13 protein-coding genes are annotated in these 15863 nt (G+C 53.3%); 8 read left to right on the forward strand and 5 right to left on the reverse strand.

From position 1 onward, the window contains the following. Positions 1 to 196 precede the first annotated feature (196 nt). Complete coding sequence (locus tag TBK1r_RS20270) at positions 197 to 2773, forward strand: hypothetical protein (protein ID WP_145214625.1); 2577 nt, start codon at positions 197 to 199, stop codon at positions 2771 to 2773. Beyond that, entirely contained in the window at positions 2770 to 4248 is a 1479-nt protein-coding gene (locus TBK1r_RS20275) for a hypothetical protein (RefSeq protein WP_145214628.1), read from the forward strand. Before TBK1r_RS20270 ends, TBK1r_RS20275 begins: the two co-directional genes overlap by 4 nt. 151 nt (positions 4249 to 4399) lie before the next feature. On the opposite strand, the gene TBK1r_RS20280 is transcribed toward TBK1r_RS20275, so the two are convergent. Then, positions 4400 to 4699 (reverse strand): MTH1187 family thiamine-binding protein, encoded by a 300-nt coding sequence (locus tag TBK1r_RS20280; protein ID WP_145214631.1) that lies wholly within the window; start codon positions 4697 to 4699, stop codon positions 4400 to 4402. Positions 4700 to 5291: 592 nt separating this feature from the next. After that, positions 5292 to 5960, reverse strand: coding sequence for a transposase (locus TBK1r_RS20290; RefSeq protein ID WP_419580198.1), 669 nt, complete (start codon positions 5958 to 5960; stop codon positions 5292 to 5294). A 101-nt stretch (positions 5961 to 6061) separates the two neighbouring features. Between TBK1r_RS20290 and TBK1r_RS20295 the strand changes: the two genes are divergently transcribed. After that, on the forward strand, positions 6062 to 7225 hold the full coding sequence (locus TBK1r_RS20295) for an ISAs1 family transposase (protein WP_145207505.1): 1164 nt from the start codon (positions 6062 to 6064) through the stop codon (positions 7223 to 7225). A 331-nt stretch (positions 7226 to 7556) separates the two neighbouring features. On the opposite strand, the gene TBK1r_RS20300 is transcribed toward TBK1r_RS20295, so the two are convergent. Then, entirely contained in the window at positions 7557 to 7874 is a 318-nt protein-coding gene (locus tag TBK1r_RS20300) for a transposase (protein WP_145214637.1), read from the reverse strand. 80 nt (positions 7875 to 7954) lie between these two features. Between TBK1r_RS20300 and TBK1r_RS20305 the strand changes: the two genes are divergently transcribed. The 5 genes from TBK1r_RS20305 (at position 7955) to TBK1r_RS20325 (ending at position 13762) form a co-directional block, all read left to right on the forward strand. Continuing rightward, complete coding sequence (locus TBK1r_RS20305) at positions 7955 to 8164, forward strand: ArsC/Spx/MgsR family protein (protein WP_145222875.1); 210 nt, start codon at positions 7955 to 7957, stop codon at positions 8162 to 8164. A gap of 446 nt (positions 8165 to 8610) precedes the next feature. Next, positions 8611 to 10065 (forward strand): TolC family protein, encoded by a 1455-nt coding sequence (locus TBK1r_RS20310; RefSeq protein ID WP_419580199.1) that lies wholly within the window; start codon positions 8611 to 8613, stop codon positions 10063 to 10065. A gap of 137 nt (positions 10066 to 10202) precedes the next feature. Continuing rightward, entirely contained in the window at positions 10203 to 11711 is a 1509-nt protein-coding gene (locus TBK1r_RS20315) for a copper oxidase (protein ID WP_145214644.1), read from the forward strand. A gap of 133 nt (positions 11712 to 11844) precedes the next feature. Further along, the gene (locus TBK1r_RS20320) at positions 11845 to 12132 is read left to right on the forward strand and encodes a metal-sensitive transcriptional regulator (protein ID WP_145214647.1); all 288 of its coding nucleotides are present in this window, start codon (positions 11845 to 11847) and stop codon (positions 12130 to 12132) included. A 184-nt stretch (positions 12133 to 12316) separates the two neighbouring features. Further along, a complete protein-coding gene (locus TBK1r_RS20325) occupies positions 12317 to 13762 on the forward strand; it encodes a SpoIIE family protein phosphatase (protein WP_145214650.1) in 1446 nt (481 codons plus the stop codon). Positions 13763 to 13998: 236 nt separating this feature from the next. Here the strand turns inward: TBK1r_RS20325 and TBK1r_RS20330 are convergent, their stop codons facing one another. After that, positions 13999 to 14283 (reverse strand): hypothetical protein, encoded by a 285-nt coding sequence (locus TBK1r_RS20330; protein WP_145214652.1) that lies wholly within the window; start codon positions 14281 to 14283, stop codon positions 13999 to 14001. Between the two features lie 162 nt (positions 14284 to 14445). Beyond that, the gene (locus TBK1r_RS20335; RefSeq protein ID WP_145214656.1) at positions 14446 to 15843 is read right to left on the reverse strand and encodes a hypothetical protein; all 1398 of its coding nucleotides are present in this window, start codon (positions 15841 to 15843) and stop codon (positions 14446 to 14448) included. Positions 15844 to 15863: the final 20 nt, after the last annotated feature.

The raw sequence follows: 15863 nt of genomic DNA on the forward strand, positions 1-15863 counted from the left end.
CCTCTGAACGTCGTTGCTGCAGATGCAAGGTAATCGCAATTAGGCGTTCCACCTTCTGCAAACTCCAGGACGATCGTCGTGTTGGCTTCTTGGGGGATTTCTTCCGAAACACTAAACTGATGAAGCCGGTGCCTTTCATAGAACCACGCAAATCAGGCGAGGCTTGCATTTCCTTGCGCCACCGATAGGTGATTTCATGCGACGCTACGATGAATCGAGAAAAGACGATTTCGATCAGAGCCTTGAATTGGGTCGGGACAACCAAGAATGTCTCGACGGAATGAATGCTTGGTGTACCAACGTAGAAATCGCCCGGGAGAGCCAAGGGCTTTATGCCGAGATGAGCGGCCTTCCAATCGCGTCGCACTCGATAGGGTGTCCGCACGTTGAGCATAAATCGAGCTCGATGAATTTACGTTGGATCTTTAGCGAGTTCCTCAGCCAACATTGCCAGGGCTGCCCACACCACTCTCCCGCTGGTGACCCAAGTTGGGGAAATGAAATTATCGCTAGCCAGCGAAAGGCAGTTGAAGCTCGCGAGGGAAAGGAGGCGGATGAGACGGCTCGCATATCTGAGCTACGCGCCAATCTCGCTGACCAGAGCACACAGATAGGCGAAATGGCGTCGCCGGAAACGCGTGAGCTTATTCAGTTCTTGGAGCAGTTATTCTCCGAGGATGCATCGAAACGTGCTGCTGCGTCACAGCGACTGGTGGAATCTGCCAGCCTCGCGCCGGAACTGTTTCCCGACGCCAGCGTCACTCTGTTGATCACCTTGGCTTCCACCGACGATCATGCCGAATTGACGCTACCAACCTGCATCGCGCTAGCACGGGCATCGCAAAGCGTTCGTGCCGCGATGCTTCCCATGGCAACCGCGAACATCGAGAGAGGATTCTATACCGAGCTGACAGCCGAGTTGGTGGACGCACTCGGAGACACGGTTCAGTACCCACTTAGCGATACGCTTATCGACAGTCTGATCCGCACCCAGCATGATGACATGGCATTCCTTCTGTGGCATCGGTCGTCTCCGAGCTACCAATGGCACCTCAACGCCCTCCAAAGAAGCTACGACGCAGACCAGGAAAGTGTCAGGCAAGCGTTTCGGCTTGGTTTGCAGAACTTGGACGACCGTACCCGCATTCGATACTGCGGTGCCTTAAAGAGACTTCAGCGAAGCAGACCCAGCATCGCTGTGGATCTGATCGAATCGATTGCCCAATCTCTCTGTCTCTTTGAAACGAATGATAGTGGTTCCAATACGCCATCCGCAGAGATCGTCGGCGTCCTGCAACACGCATTCAAATTCGCTCCAGACCAAGTCGACGAAGAGCTGGCGAGTACTTTTGCCGGATCACGTCCCGCGGTCAAGGAAGACATCATCCGCGTATATTCTGATCTGCTTGATTGGGACGATGAGAAAACGAAAGAAGTCGATGATATCGCTCGTTCGCAACAGATTGCTTTTGGTCGACTTTTCGATTGGGTGAAAGACGACACGCTTGAACTTGATCTGAGAGGTGAAGCGGCCGAGGCTTTGGAAAACGCAGCGTCACATCGGCCGGTGGTAATCTCTGAGAAGTTCGACGCTATCTTGGGATACTTGGCCCTGATTGTTGCGATCAAAGAACCTCCTGAGCCCCCGCCAAAAATCATCATTCCTGGCGAGAGCGAAGATCCACGCCTCGCTGGTCTACAGGCCCATGGGCGAAAGCGTGAATGGTTGATGCTGAAAGACCGATTGATTCGCTGCTTGAAACACCTGACTGAGCAACAGAGTTCGGTTCACTTTGACACGGTTGCCGGGTGCCTTCAAAATCGTGATGCCAATGTGGGCGCGGAGCTGAAAGCGGTCTGCATGACACTCCTTGGGACGATTGGCGAGAACTACCAACTACGATCCAAGGCTCTACCGTTGCTGATGAAAGGACTCATGGATTATGAATCCGTTTGGGTTCGCGGACACGCTATCGACGCCACCTGTGAGATGTTTCGATATAGCAAGTCGCCGCCACCATCGAACATCATCGACATCATGAATGTTCACCTGCGAGACACCTACACGATGGTCCATAAGGCCGCTGTTGAGGTTGTCTCAAGAGGACCGCGATGGTTTGATGAGGATCAGGCACTGGACGCAATGACTGCACTGGCCACCCATTTGAAGGTCTACAAAGACGACCCAATTCAATTAGAGAGCATTTGCGAAGCCATCCTCGGTTTGGCACGTCAACACGATGGGCTCATGCACATCGCCATTGGATTGGTCAAGTCCACACTCCCAACCGGTGAAAGTCGCCCCGACCAAAAGATCATCGCGAATCTTGTGCGAACCTGCCCGCCAAATTCGCCGATCGCTGGAGTAGTATCTATTCTGATTGCGGAATTCCTGGCAAGAGTCCGTAGTCGGCGACTGAACGGATACGAGCACGACCGAAAGCGAATGTTTCAATGGCTTCATTCACTGCCCCCTAGGACGTACCAGCACATATCAAATCAACTGTTGAACGCCGCACGCGAAATGGCAGTTCACGACCCTTGGGAAACAACTCATTTCGCGAGTCTTTTTTCGCACTTCGGTGACTTCGCGAAAGAGAACTCGATACTAGATACAGTGAGGAACGCCATCCGCGATGAACCGAGGCACCAAGAGTTCCGAGACGACTTGTTGAAGCTCGCGACAGTCGCAAAAGGTAACGCGTGCTTGCGCACGGGCGACGTTGACTTGGCCATGGCGACCTTTGCGTCTCAGGGTGATCCGCAGTCATGAAAAAGTTTCTTAATGTTGACCTCCGTCAGGCCATCGACTCTTCCCAGGCAATCCTCGAAATCCGAGCGACTCTCTTCGCACTATCGTTGGACGACGACGATGCGTCAGATTGCGTCGCGAGCATGATCGAACGAGCGTCGAAAACAATTACCAAAGCGGCTGATCCTCGAATTCCCAATGGCTGGAAAGCGTTCATCGCAGGACTGAGACTGCTTGAGAATTCAATTCGCTGCCAAGCGATGGCGCGGTCTGGTGTTGGTGACTTGATCGCTGAAACAGCTCGAACGAAATTCTTGGTCGATGAGTTTAGTTCCAAGTTGTCGGAACTAGATCCGGGACCAGTCGCGAAATCAGATCACTCAGGTGCTAGCAGGTTGGAAGATCCATCCTTCTTACGCGAACTCTTGCTCGGAATCTCACTACCAAGTCTGTACTTGGCGGACGAGAAAGACCGCGAGAGAAGGGATCAATCGCATGAGATTGGTCCGGAACCGAAGCGACCGCTGGTGCGCGTGATCGCATTCCTGGACGATATTCCGATCGCGACGCCTCAGCTGCTCCGATCGGATCTGCTGTACTCGATTCGCTTCAAAATCAAGGGGTTAGAATGGCCGGTTGACTCGAAACGAGTTCGCCTGGATTTGTTGACCACTTGCCCGCAAGGAGAATACTCGATTTCGGAATTCATTTCGGACCAACCGCCTGTCGACAAGAACGGCGGATTTGAAGTCGAACTGAGCGGTCAAATTAAGTTCCAGTCTGGTCAAAGCAGTCTGCTGGATGATCTTGTGTTCGCGGTTCAGGTTGCGTTTGAATCAGATGACAACCATTGGACCGAAGTTCCAGCAATTGGACACACTGAGCTTCGGTTGAAAGTAACTGATGAGAGTCGGCAGCCCCTGCTTGTCGGAAACCGAAGCCTTGACCGTCATGTCAATGATTTGGCTACGAGTCTGATTTCGCAATGCCCCGCTGCAAAGGATGAGTTGCCAGAACTGCTCCCCATGCTTGGGGCGTTGACAAGGTTGCTCGCGACTTATGCTCAGGACGCCGTTTTCAAAGGGAAAGCAAGTGTTCTCGAGGCCGACTTCCAAAGACTTGTGAAGAGAGACTTGACGAATATTTTGGGGCAGGATGTCCAACAACACGTTGGTCAAGCGGGAGGTTTTACTGATATCCGATATCGCGGGGTGATTGTCGAGCTCAAGGTCGAATCCTCGAACGGAGACCGTGACCATTTAGTGGACACCTACGCTTCGCAAGCCACTCAATACACCGGAGCTGAGGCTAGGCAGGTGAGCATTCTGCTCGTGTTGGACTTAACGGAGAAAGTTCAGCCTCCTGGAGATATCCGCAACGACATCCGACTATTCGACGTGAAGACACACGGGCAAAACCAAGGCGGATTCCCGGCCAAGGCGTTCCTCTTCGTCGTCAACGGAAACACTCGGTCGCCGTCGAGTTACTCCAAATAGGACCTTCGCATGTCGTTATTGTAGCTGGATGATTCGATTTCGAAACGAATCACGGGATTGATCGACTTCGGTCATCTGCTGCGGTGGCCGACTTCGGTGCCACTATTTTCGCTACACGGGTCGACGAGTTCGAAGCCAGATGGGAGGCGTCCTACATTTGCGTCTCGGTAACGCTATTAAATTTGTCCTGCATCGACTGCTCGCGATCCGTGCGTGTTCCGACTTTGATGCTGGTGGTGATTCGCGGCGCGCCCATCGCGTGAACACGCTCGTGGCAACACTTTATTGCGGCGAACACTTCGTCCCAGTCACCCTCGATGTTGGTGCCGTACGCATGAAGCTGGTGCTTCAGCCCTGCTTCCTGCAAGACCTTTTGGCACTCAGCGACGTACTTGCCCACGGAGACACCCACGCCCATCGGCACGACGCACAAATCTATGATCACTTTCATCTCAACAGCCTCTCTCACGTTTCGGTCAAGTTTGATTCGCCTCGCCAAAGCCTACAATACCACGACGTAGCAACAGAATTTAGCCTGTGGTAAGTGGAACGCCACCTCCGGCTTCAGGAGCGAAAGGCGGGCGGATTGGAATTGACGAGGGGGAGCTAACAAAGCCTTCATTGGTTGTGGTAGAAACAAGAATCGAACTTTTTTTGAAATGCTGGTGGAAAATCATGACGACAATCTTTCACAATCCGAGGTGCTCGAAATCTCGTGCTGCTGTGGAGCTTTTGCGTTCACGTGAGATTGATTTCGAGTTGGTGAAGTATCTGGAAGCCCCGCCAAGCGAAAAACAGATTCGCGACATTGTCTTGGTTCAACGGAAAATGGAATTTGCGATCCAGTGAGTTGAACAGTGTGGCGGCATCCTGCCGGTAAGATCGGGCATCGTGCCCGAAGGTTTTTCGCATTGCCGAAACATCGAAGGGAAGAGGGCAGCATCCGAAGACACTGCCGCCCTTCGACGTTTCACTTGGCGCGGCGCTCGAGTTGGTCCTCACCAGAGCTCTATCCTCCGACCAAGCGGTCTGAGTTTCTCACATCAACCTGCGATTGCAAGTGTCGCTTTCGAAGATTCTCGTCGGCGCATGCGCGCTTCTTCGAGCTTTCGATCACGTTCGGCATGAATCGTATCGGCTAGACCGCAAAGGCAATCCGCCGGCGTGATGTAACCGATGGCGCTATGAAGCCTGACCTCGTTGTAATGATCAACCCAAGATGAAATTTGCTTTGCCGCTTCGTTGCGGTCTCGCGGGGGTTTGGGACGAATGCACTCCTTCTTGATGGTGCCGTGATACCGTTCCAACTTTCCATTGCTTTGCGGATAGTACGGGCTGGTCGTCACGTGCGTCATCCCACTGAATCGAACGAACGCCTTGAAGTCCTTGGCGATGAATTGTGGGCCATTGTCGCTAATGATTCGAGGCTTCACCTCCGGGTGTTTCTCCAACGCAGCCTGGCAGACGATTTCAACATCCACCTCGGTCATCGACTCGCGAAGATCGAAGTGAACGACGTAACGACTGAAGCCGTCGAGGATCGTAATCAGATAGTAAAATGTTCCACTGACATTGATGTACGAAATATCGATATGCCAGTGTTGATGCGGTTTTTCCGGCTGTTTGAAGCCTTGTCCCTTGGAAGACGAGGAGGCCGATTTGCGATCCAAACGCCCTGCTGCCTTTAAAACCCGGTAAACCGTTGAGGGCACGACGATCGCACCAAAATCTGGTTTCAGTATTCGTCGAAGCCTTGCCTCAGTGAACCCCTCTGCCAATAAATTCAGCCAGACTGGTTTTTCACTGCCCTGTTATGGAGATGGCAATGGCTTCCCAAATCGATGTGTTTCACGAGTGTTTTGATCAGGTCGGCGACCCGCGAGTCGCAGGCCGGACAATCCATCCACTTAACTCGATTCTGTTTTTGGTTGTCTCGGCGGTCATCGCAGGCGCGGACGGACCTGATGAGATCGAAAGCTTCGGTGGTGAGAAACTGGATTGGCTATCCAAATTCGCCGACTTTGATGCCGGCATTCCGTCTCACGATACCATCACGCGAGTGTTGTCCCTGATCAAACCAGCCGAGTTTCAGAAGGCGCTGCTTCAATGGCACGCTCATCTCTGCGAGATTAATTGGGATCACGCCAGCAAGGACGACAATCGTCCCGTTCACGTTGCGATCGATGGCAAGACGGTGCGCGGATCCTATACCGATGCGGAGAAATCTGATGCGATTCATATCGTCAGTGCCTGGGCGACCGCAAATGGTGTCACGCTTGGGCAAACCGAGGTCGACTCAAAGTCCAACGAAATCACGGCAATTCCCGAATTGCTCGATCTAATCGACTTACGCAATTCGATCGTGACGCTCGATGCCATGGGATGCCAAAAGTCGATTGCTGAAAAGATCGTCGAGGGAGGTGGCGACTATCTGTTCGCTGTCAAAGACAACCATCCCAAGCTCTGTGCTGCCATCGCCGATCACTTTGAGATGGCCCATAACGATGGGCTCACAGCCCACGGTGTTCGGGCAATGACGACCACAGGAAAGCAGGCCGCGCGTGAAGAGGAACGCTTCTATGCGACCTGCCCAATTCCAAAAGCACTTCGCGAACTGACCGACCAGTGGAAAGGAGCAAAAAGTATCTGCCAAGCGAATACTTGCACGACTCGTGGTGACCGGCAATCAAGCGATGTTCGCTACTACATTTCGAGCCGACCGGCGCGGGTGCATGAATTCTCAAATTGTGCTCGTAGCCATTGGAGTATAGAGAGCATGCACTGGGTCCTCGATGTCGTGTTTCATGAGGACTCCAGTCGGCTCCGAACCAAGAACGCGACATCGAACATGAGCTTTGCTCGTCGGTTTGTGACGACGCTTCTCAAGCGAGACACTCGGAAGAAGAGCCTCAGGCGGAAGCGAAAAATCGCTGGCTGGAACAGCGAATTCCTCGAGAAACTCCTGTTTGCAGCCTAATTTTGGTGCGATCGTCGTGCCGTTGAGGGACTGACAGCGACAACATCCTCGTCGAGCATCATGAAGCAGAGCCGACGATAACCTTCCAACGGATTTTTGTCGTGAAAGTCGATAACCGCCTTTCGTTCCCAATCCTCAAGCCACCAGTCCCGCGGGATTTTCCCGTTGTGATCGTTCTGTGTCCCGTAGCGTTGCTTCCAGGTAGAAAACTTGTTGGCGGCCAAATCCAGCCAAGCAAGAAGTTGCTTGGCTGGCAACTCCGTGCGGTCTTTCCAGTGGTTGACGTAGTCAACTATCTGGTCTCGTGTATCGTGAGGAACCCAGCGACCGGTTAGAGCTCCCCATTTTCTTTTTTTGCTCGAATGTTCTCCTCCATGAGCTCGGCAATGACTTCGTTCTTTGTATCCAGCTTGTCCTGGAGCTTCTGGATCTGGGCGTCTTGCTTGGCCGCCTGAGCCTTGGCCGAACGCGGAGAGCTGAACGCATTCTCAATCTGAGCCATGGCAGTCTTGATCCAATTGTGGATCATTGTTGGCTGAACATCGAGTTCATCGGCGATCTGAGAAACCGGGATCTGGTCGTTCAAATGCCTGCGAACGGCATCGGCCTTTTGAGTGTCAGTGAACGAACGTCGTTTTCTTCGAGACATTGGAATCCTCCTCAGGTGGTGAAGTTATCTCACCGGAGGCAAAATTCCAATTCCATGAGAGGCAAGACAACATCGTGAAGATGCTGGGTATCAAGCCGGCGGAGTTGGTGCTGAAAGGAGAGAAACTGTTTAAGGAGCTGAAGCTTGGCGAGCAAGAGCTATCGGACAAAGAATGGATCGCCATTCTCGCCTCCCATCCTTCACTGATCGAGCGTCCGATCGTCTTGCATGAGGGGCGAGCCGCGATCGGACGACCTCTCGAAAATGTGGTTGAGATCCTTGATCAATAACGGAGAACCCCAGTCGCAGCCGCGTTGCTGTATCCGTTCTTCGGCGTTTTGTTCAGCCCCATGATTGCAGCGGCAGCGATGAGTTGTAGCAGTGTGTCCGTGATTGCGAATCCGTTGAGTTTGCGAGCCGCGACGCTTGGTTGATTCTTAGAGAATGTTTTAGAACTCCTTCTAAAGGAGGGGCGAGCCTTAGCGAGGGGAAGATCCAGCGTAAACCCTCTCCTCGCTTCGGCTCGACTCTCCCAGAGGGAGAGTGAAATTGAGTCATCCTGTTTTAAAAACAGTCTCTGAAACATCTTTTGGCACCGGGCAAAGCTTACCCAATCGTTGCAAGTGGAATGAAAACCGATTCCACGACGAGTGCGATCAGCCGGGGCTATACCCAGCATGGGTATGTTGCCGAAGGTTGGAATACGACTCGGCATCATTCCAGGGATTCGGAATTAATGAAACGGAAACTACTTCAGTTGTTGATCGCGGTGACGGCGACGACGACTTTCCAAACGGCTGTTGCTCAGGAAGCCTCGATGGGGCAAATGATGAGCATGGATCAAACAATGGCGCAGTCACTCGGTGGTGCCGATGACCAAGTTCTACCCGAGAGCGACTTGCCGCCATTGCCGGACATGCCGAGTGGGTTTGCTGATTTCGATACCACGTATGACTACGCGGACAACGCAACGGTCGAAACTCATACGCTCGAAACTGTCTTGGCCCTGGCGGCCGGCAACAATCCAACCATCCAGCAAGCGAGATTGCACGTCTCGGCGGAAACTTCCAAGGCGTTGCAGGCAGGTTTATATCCCAACCCTGTCCTGATGTACGTCGGCGAAAAGATTGGTAGCGACGGAAGTGCCGGGGAGTTTCAGGGATTCGAGGTTTCTCAGCGTTTCGTAACGGCTGGCAAACTCCAACTGAGTCGATTGAAATACCGCCAACGCGCGCATGTTGCCGAACACCTCGCAATTGCCCAGACGTACCGCGTGACGAATGCCGTCGAAGTTCAGTTCGTTGAGGCATTGGCGGCTTCGATGCGACTCGAACTCCAGCGAGAGATTGAAAAGACGGCCGAGGACGGTGCGGTAACAACTCGTGAACAGTTCAACCAAGGCCAAGCCAATTTGACCGCAGTTCGACGAGCCAACGTCATGCTGCAAAAACAGCGTTTGGAACGCATGGCGACTGAAAATGAGTATCGCGATGCGTTGCGGCGATTGTCCGCTATTGTCGGCGCACCACTGTCCATAGGACCGATCGACGGTGAGCTGCGCCCGAGCAATGCACTGGAGTCCTTCGACATTGTTCTCTCTCGGTTGATTGCGGAAAGTCCCGAACTGTTGGCCGCGCGAGCAAAACTACGTGTGGACCAAACCACCGTCCGACGCGAGCAGATCGAATGGATACCGGACATCACGATCCAGGGTGGGCCGGGCTACAACTTCAGCAATGGCGACGACGTTTACAACGCGGGCGTCCAAATTGAGTTGCCGATTTACGATCGAAACCAGGGAACGATTCGTCAAGCCTGCCAGGACTTGCGACGTCAGCAATTCGAGATTCAGAGAATGGAATTGCATCTGAAAGAACGTCTGGCATCAGCCTATCGAACCTATGCTACTGCTTTGCAGCACGCGACGGAGTACGATCGAGTGGTGATTCCCGAACTGAGGGCGGCTTATCGACAATTGCTTGTCAGCTACAAAGACAACCGGATCGCTTGGCCGGATGTGTTGGAAGGTCAACGCGACTACTTTCAAGCCAGAATGCAACAGATTGATCAGTTCAAGCACGTTCGGCAACAGGAAACGATGATCAACGGATTTCTACTTGACGGCGGGTTGATGGCTGCTGAAGGCCCAGTTCCACCGGGACACATCGATGCGGTACCGAAGCCGCGGTAGTAAGAGAGGGAGACACAGAGACAAGGAGAGTGGGAGAAAACCGTTGCTTGCACAAGAGCTCCGTGTCTCCTTGTCTCCCACTCTCCTTGTCTTGAATTGTTTTCATTGATGTTCAGAAACTGAAACGAAGAAGAAAAATGTCAAACACCGAAGACCGCCGACGTTTCTTGACCGCCGGATCGCTGGCCGCCGCGACGGGAGTGGTTGGGAATTTGCTTGGTAGGAACGTACAGGCCCAAGAACCGATGCCAATGGACATGAAAGGAATGTCCTCGCACCAGCATGGCGAGCACACACCGCCCCAGATGCCAGCCGGCTCGGACGTTCAGGCTGAATACGATGGGTATTCCCGATTCAAGCCGTCACGCGGAAACGATCCCAACAGCGACTACTACCTTGGCAAGATGATGCCGGGTTTTCGGCCGGCGTCTGATGGTCCGGCTCCTTTTGAAGCGTCTGACTTGGACAAGCTTCCCTACAAGATGGTAGGTGGAGTGAAGGAGTTTCAACTTGTCCCGATGGCGGTTAAGCGAGAGTTCTTGCCAGGCTATGAGATGAACGTGTACGGCTACAACGGCAGCATGCCGGGGCCGACAATCGAAGTCACCCAAGGAGACCGTGTTCGGTTTGTTGTTACCAACGAACTGCCCGAAGACACGTATGTGCATTGGCACGGTTTGGAGCTTCCGGTTCAGTGGGACGGTGCGTCGGAGCTTTGCCAAGAACCGATCAAGCCGGGTGAGACTTTTGTTTACGAGTTCGACGTCCACGAAGAAGGGACATTTTTCTACCATTCGCATGTGCCGATGCAGGAAGCGTTTGGAATGGTGGGCTGGTTCATCGTCCATCCGAAAAAGGTCTTTGACCCACCGGTCGACCGTGATTTCGGATTGATCTTCCAGAATTTCTTTATCGACAGTTCGCAAACCATCGCCGACAGTTGGAAGATGGATTGGAACTGGCACACCATTAATGGTCGGAGCGGTCCTTACACGACACCGTTGGTTGTCAAGCATGGCGAGCGTGTGCGAGTTCGCATCATGAATTTCGCGCCGATGCAGCACCATCCGGTCCACCTTCATGGTCACACATTTTGGCTAACCGGTCGCGAAGGTGCTCGCACTCCGTACTCTGCTTGGATTCCGCGAAACACAGAACTGATCGGAATTGCTCAAGCAACCGACTTTGAATTCATCGCCAATAACCCTGGCGACTGGATGTTTCATTGCCACATGGTCCATCACATGATGAACCATATGACCGAGCAAGTCGGCCCGAGAATGCGGCAGGGAGTGTCGGTTGACCAGTACCTTGCAAACCTCGATTCTCGCCCACCTGTTGACGCGACGCGGCAAGGCCCCGGATTCGACACGCCGGGATATCCTCAAGAGATGAAAGGCATGAACATGTCGCCGTCGATGATGGAAAAGATCGGTTCGCGGCGTGCAATGATGGGGATGCGTCCGATGGCCGAAATGGCGGTCATGGGGTTGATGACTACGTTGAGAGTGATGCCGGAAGACTTGTATCACAAGGTAATGGAAACGGACCAGGAGGTTGAACCCGGCGAAGTTTTCAACGAGATCGTTCGGCGTTTTGGCGATCCAGCGAAATACAACCCTGGCATGAAGGGCATGAAGATGTAGTTCTCGGTGCTGCGTCGTTCCCGGAATTTTCCGGTGTCGTGGGACTGCCGATCGGGGCTAAGTTCGCTACACTAATTCGGTCCAGACGCACGCTCAACTCCCAATCCCCAGTTTTTGTCACTGTTGCTCCGTAATGCTTTCCGAGGATGATAAAAAGAAGTTGACCAATCGTCTTCGACGCGTCATTGGACAGGTCGAGGCCGTTGGCCGGATGATCGAAGACGACCAATACTGTGTCGATATCCTGATGCAGTTGTCTGCCGCGACTGGAGCCCTTGGAAAAGTTGGTCAAATCGTCCTTGAAAACCATCTAAAAACCTGTGTCGCGGAAGCTCTCGAAGGTGGTGAAGCTGCTGAACGAGAAAAAAAGCTCGAAGAGTTGATCAGTCTGTTCAGAAAATACGCAAGTGTGATTGATTGAGCTTCGCGGCTCGTCTTTCCGTGGCCTGCCCTGGCGAAACAGTTATCTGTGCTCAAAACCTGGGCATCGTGAAGTGGAAAGTTCGCAATTCGTCTCGTCGTGTGAAGTTTGAAGGAAGTTGGACCATCTAACCAGTGTTGCTCTGTCGCTATTGCGAACACACCTTCCAACTCCATAAGAATCGATGAAGTCACCGAAGATTTGGCGGCAACTTCCGCTATCGCGACAGCTTCTCATCGCGGTCAACTCCGTGCTGCTTGTCGTCGTGACGCTGTTCGTAGTGATCGACCACCGATTACGAATCGTTCGACACGTCGATCAGGCGCGGGTCGCATTGTCTGAAGAAGCGAAGACACTCTATGAAGCCGCAGTTGCGCTTGATGGCAGTGAAACACGTGCGGTGCAGAAGCTTGTGGATGATGTCTGCGCCCGAATGAACACCATGGATTCACCCGGTCACCACATCGCATTGCAGTGGCAGGGCGAGTTGCTGCAAGCGAATTCACATGGTCGAGCTTCACCGGAAATGATAGACGCGATGATCGCGTCAGCCAAAGATGTCGCCATGCGTCAGCCAATGAAGCAATCGATTGTTGTTGGTAGTTTTGCTGGTCCGGCAGGGGCAGTTTACGTTTCGGAGAAGCGTTCTAACTTGATCTCCTCGGCTCGTGAAGAATTGTTGCGTCAACTCAGCGCAGTAGTTATTGCTGGTGCCGTCGCAACAGCAGTCGTGAATCTGATGCTCTATTTGGTGGTGACCAAGCCGATGAGAAAGCTGGTAGCATCACTAAAAAGTGTCGGGGAAGGAAACCTAGATTCGCGAACGCAAAACCTTAGTTGTCGCGAATTGCGATATCTCGGCGACCAAATCAACGTCATGGCGGAACGCCTCGAATCATCCGATCGTGATCGACGATTGCATATGGCGAAGGCGCGCGAGATTCAGCAGAATTTGCGGCCCGATGTCATTCAAATTCCACAATTGAGGATCGACTCTTCGTTTGAACCCGCCGATGACGTGGGTGGTGATTACTACGACGTGATTGCGTTAAACGATTCACAGGTGTTGATTTGCCTCGCCGATGTCGCGGGCCACGGAGTCCCTGCTGCAATGGCGGCAACTTTGCTGAAGGCATTCGTTTGCGAAGCAGCCAAAGTGACCATCGAGCCGTCCGAGATTCTCTGCCGCGTAAATCGTCAGTATTGCGAGTACGTAGTGAGTGGTCACTTTGCAACAATGGTCCTGGTGCGAATAGATCTCGTTGAACGGCGAGTCGTCTATGCCAACGCTGGCCACGAATGGCCGTTTGTCCATCGCGGTGGATTGCCTGTCGAGCGACTTGAAGCTGGGGACTTGTTGCTGGGAGTGGAAGTTGATACGGAGTACGAGCAGGCGGCGATACCAATTCGTCCTGGAATGAAGATCGTCTTGGTTAGTGACGGAGTTACCGAGGCGTTTAACCCAAGCGAGGAACAATTTGGCACGCAGCGTGTCGAGCAGGTGATCGCATCAGGAATGAACGATCATGCCAACGAGTTAACGAAACGCTTTGAAGATTCGTTGAACGATTTTCGATCGGGGCGAGCGGCGTTTGATGACACGACGTTACTGGTAGTAGAAATTTTGTAGTGAATGGGTCAATTCAATTTCGTTGGTCCCCAGTGTAGCGTCCGAATTGAATACCTCCGGACAACGGTAGTCGCGAATGCCTTGCCGCGGTGAAACCACGGATACCAAATAGCGCACTGCATCTGAGAAATAGAAATCTCGTTTTGCCCGCGCTTTGCAATTGTCAGTAGTTGGTGCCTTCTGTGGTCAGCCCCAATCCCGATAGGGACGGTAAGCAACTCTTGTAAAGAAACGCATCAGTGACAACAGCTACCACCGACACCGCCACTAGATCGCGAACCGGGCTGCGAAGGCGTTGTGTAGCTGGCCACCGGCTGGGCGTTTGGCTGGTAATCCTGAGTCAGGTCAACATCCGTGTTGTACTCGATGTTTGATGCCGCCTGAGCCACGTAGCTTTCCATCGACGACCTGTCTTCCCTTTTTGCGAGCCAGGGCAGACGCCCCGTGGCGCAACCTGTGGTTGAAACCAGCAGACCGCCCAGGGCGAGCCGCATTACGTTCTGGGTCATTTTCATATTCATTTGACAGTCCATGTCATTCAAGGGTGCAAAAGGGCGGGGACGGCGTGACTATCGACCGTGAGCAAGTCGCGGTTTCCAGGGACACCGCCCCCGCGTTTTTTGAGCGGGGGAGTCTGGGATGTTTTTTCCATGCTCCATGTCTCCCCCGTTCCCAATCTATTCTTAACGTAGCTTCGGCGCATTGACTCCTTGTTGTGCGAGTACGGTCAACCACTTTTGAGGTTCAGCAGCAATCTTTTTTGCGCAGCCAGGGCAACAAATGTAGATCGCTTTACCAGCCGCGTGAACTTTGTAAGGGCCGCCCATCGCGTCGAGCGGTTCATCCATGACCGGGCACTTCTTTTGTGCCGCTATGAAAGGAGCGTCCTCGGCACTGACCTTAAAGATGCCGGCCCGCACTTGCTCTGTTCCCGCAGGAACTGAGCCCGCTGAGCCGCCGCCATAGACCAAGGAAAGATACTTGGCAGGATCGGCCTTGATCTTCTTGATGCAGCCTCTGCAGCACAAAAAGATCGGCTTGTCGCCGACGATGACCTTGATGGGATCGCCCATGCTACCAAGCGGTTCATCCATAACCGGGCAAGTCTTCTGCCGAGCAATCAATGCTGCGTCAGCTTGTGTTGCAGAAGTCACCGTGATGCTGGCAGTCGAAGAGTTTGCCCTCTGGCTCCCGACGCTCTGGTTCCCAGGTCCCGAGGGGGCCCCATAGACCATTGCGAGATACTTCGCGGGCTCGGCTTCGATCTTCTTGATACAACCTTTGCAGCACAGATAGATTGGTTTGTTACCGACGGTCACTTTTATCGGTGTTCCCATTCCACCAAGCGGTTCGTCCATGACGGGACAAACTTTTTGACGGGCAATCGCGTCGGCGTCTTCCACTGTTGCAGTCGTGACCGTGATTTGCGGACGTCCCGACGCGTACTTTGCCGGGTCGGACTTAACCGCATTGACGCAACCGCCACAGCAGACAAACAAACGTTGTCCGTTAACGTCCACAGCGACCGGGTCCCCCATGCTTCCGAGCGGCTTGCCGCTGACCGGGCAAATTTTCTGACGGGCGATTGCGGCTGCGGCAAGCTGAAGTTCGCTGGCGGGAACGGTTGCAACTTCATTCAGCGTCAAGGCTTGGGCACGAACAGCGTCTATGCCAACCAATTGAATGTCGATTTCGATCTGACGTCCAGCGATCTGAGAAAGGTTGATCGGCGCGGTCAAACCACCTTTTCCATCAGGAAGTAAATCGTAGCGATAGCGTTTTGCATTCCCCTCGACTCGCAATGATGCGGCACCGCGACCGCGATCAACCGAAACAGGCTGGCCGCTCCGGTCGAAAACGAACATCTGGATGCCGCCTTGCGAAACGACGGTTTCGAGCTGAAGTGCACCTGCTTGCTTTAAGGAGCCGCCGTGCGGTCCAGCAATCGGACGACCCATTTGAGCCGTCGCCGTCTGACCGGACATCGCGTGGTTGTGACCGGCGTGACTATGCTGAGCACAGGCGTTAGACGCCGAAACGACCGCGATCAGTGCGGTGGTGAGTAAGATTTTGTGATTCATTGGATTCAGTCCCTTTTTTT

The organism is Stieleria magnilauensis, from assembly GCA_007753675.1.
In the GTDB taxonomy this organism is placed as follows: domain Bacteria; phylum Planctomycetota; class Planctomycetia; order Pirellulales; family Pirellulaceae; genus Stieleria; species Stieleria magnilauensis.

Bases quoted from the DNA above. Each gene is read 5' to 3' on its own strand.
- TBK1r_RS20270 (WP_145214625.1), top strand. From the start codon at position 197: ATGCGACGCTACGATGAATCGAGAAAAGACGATTTCGATCAGAGCCTT.
- TBK1r_RS20275 (WP_145214628.1), top strand. From the start codon at position 2,770: ATGAAAAAGTTTCTTAATGTTGACCTCCGTCAGGCCATCGACTCTTCC.
- TBK1r_RS20280 (WP_145214631.1), bottom strand. From the start codon at position 4,699: ATGAAAGTGATCATAGATTTGTGCGTCGTGCCGATGGGCGTGGGTGTC.
- TBK1r_RS20295 (WP_145207505.1), top strand. From the start codon at position 6,062: ATGGAGATGGCAATGGCTTCCCAAATCGATGTGTTTCACGAGTGTTTT.
- TBK1r_RS20300 (WP_145214637.1), bottom strand. From the start codon at position 7,874: ATGTCTCGAAGAAAACGACGTTCGTTCACTGACACTCAAAAGGCCGAT.
- TBK1r_RS20305 (WP_145222875.1), top strand. From the start codon at position 7,955: ATGCTGGGTATCAAGCCGGCGGAGTTGGTGCTGAAAGGAGAGAAACTG.
- TBK1r_RS20310 (WP_419580199.1), top strand. From the start codon at position 8,611: ATGAAACGGAAACTACTTCAGTTGTTGATCGCGGTGACGGCGACGACG.
- TBK1r_RS20315 (WP_145214644.1), top strand. From the start codon at position 10,203: ATGTCAAACACCGAAGACCGCCGACGTTTCTTGACCGCCGGATCGCTG.
- TBK1r_RS20320 (WP_145214647.1), top strand. From the start codon at position 11,845: ATGCTTTCCGAGGATGATAAAAAGAAGTTGACCAATCGTCTTCGACGC.
- TBK1r_RS20325 (WP_145214650.1), top strand. From the start codon at position 12,317: ATGAAGTCACCGAAGATTTGGCGGCAACTTCCGCTATCGCGACAGCTT.
- TBK1r_RS20330 (WP_145214652.1), bottom strand. From the start codon at position 14,283: ATGAATATGAAAATGACCCAGAACGTAATGCGGCTCGCCCTGGGCGGT.
- TBK1r_RS20335 (WP_145214656.1), bottom strand. From the start codon at position 15,843: ATGAATCACAAAATCTTACTCACCACCGCACTGATCGCGGTCGTTTCG.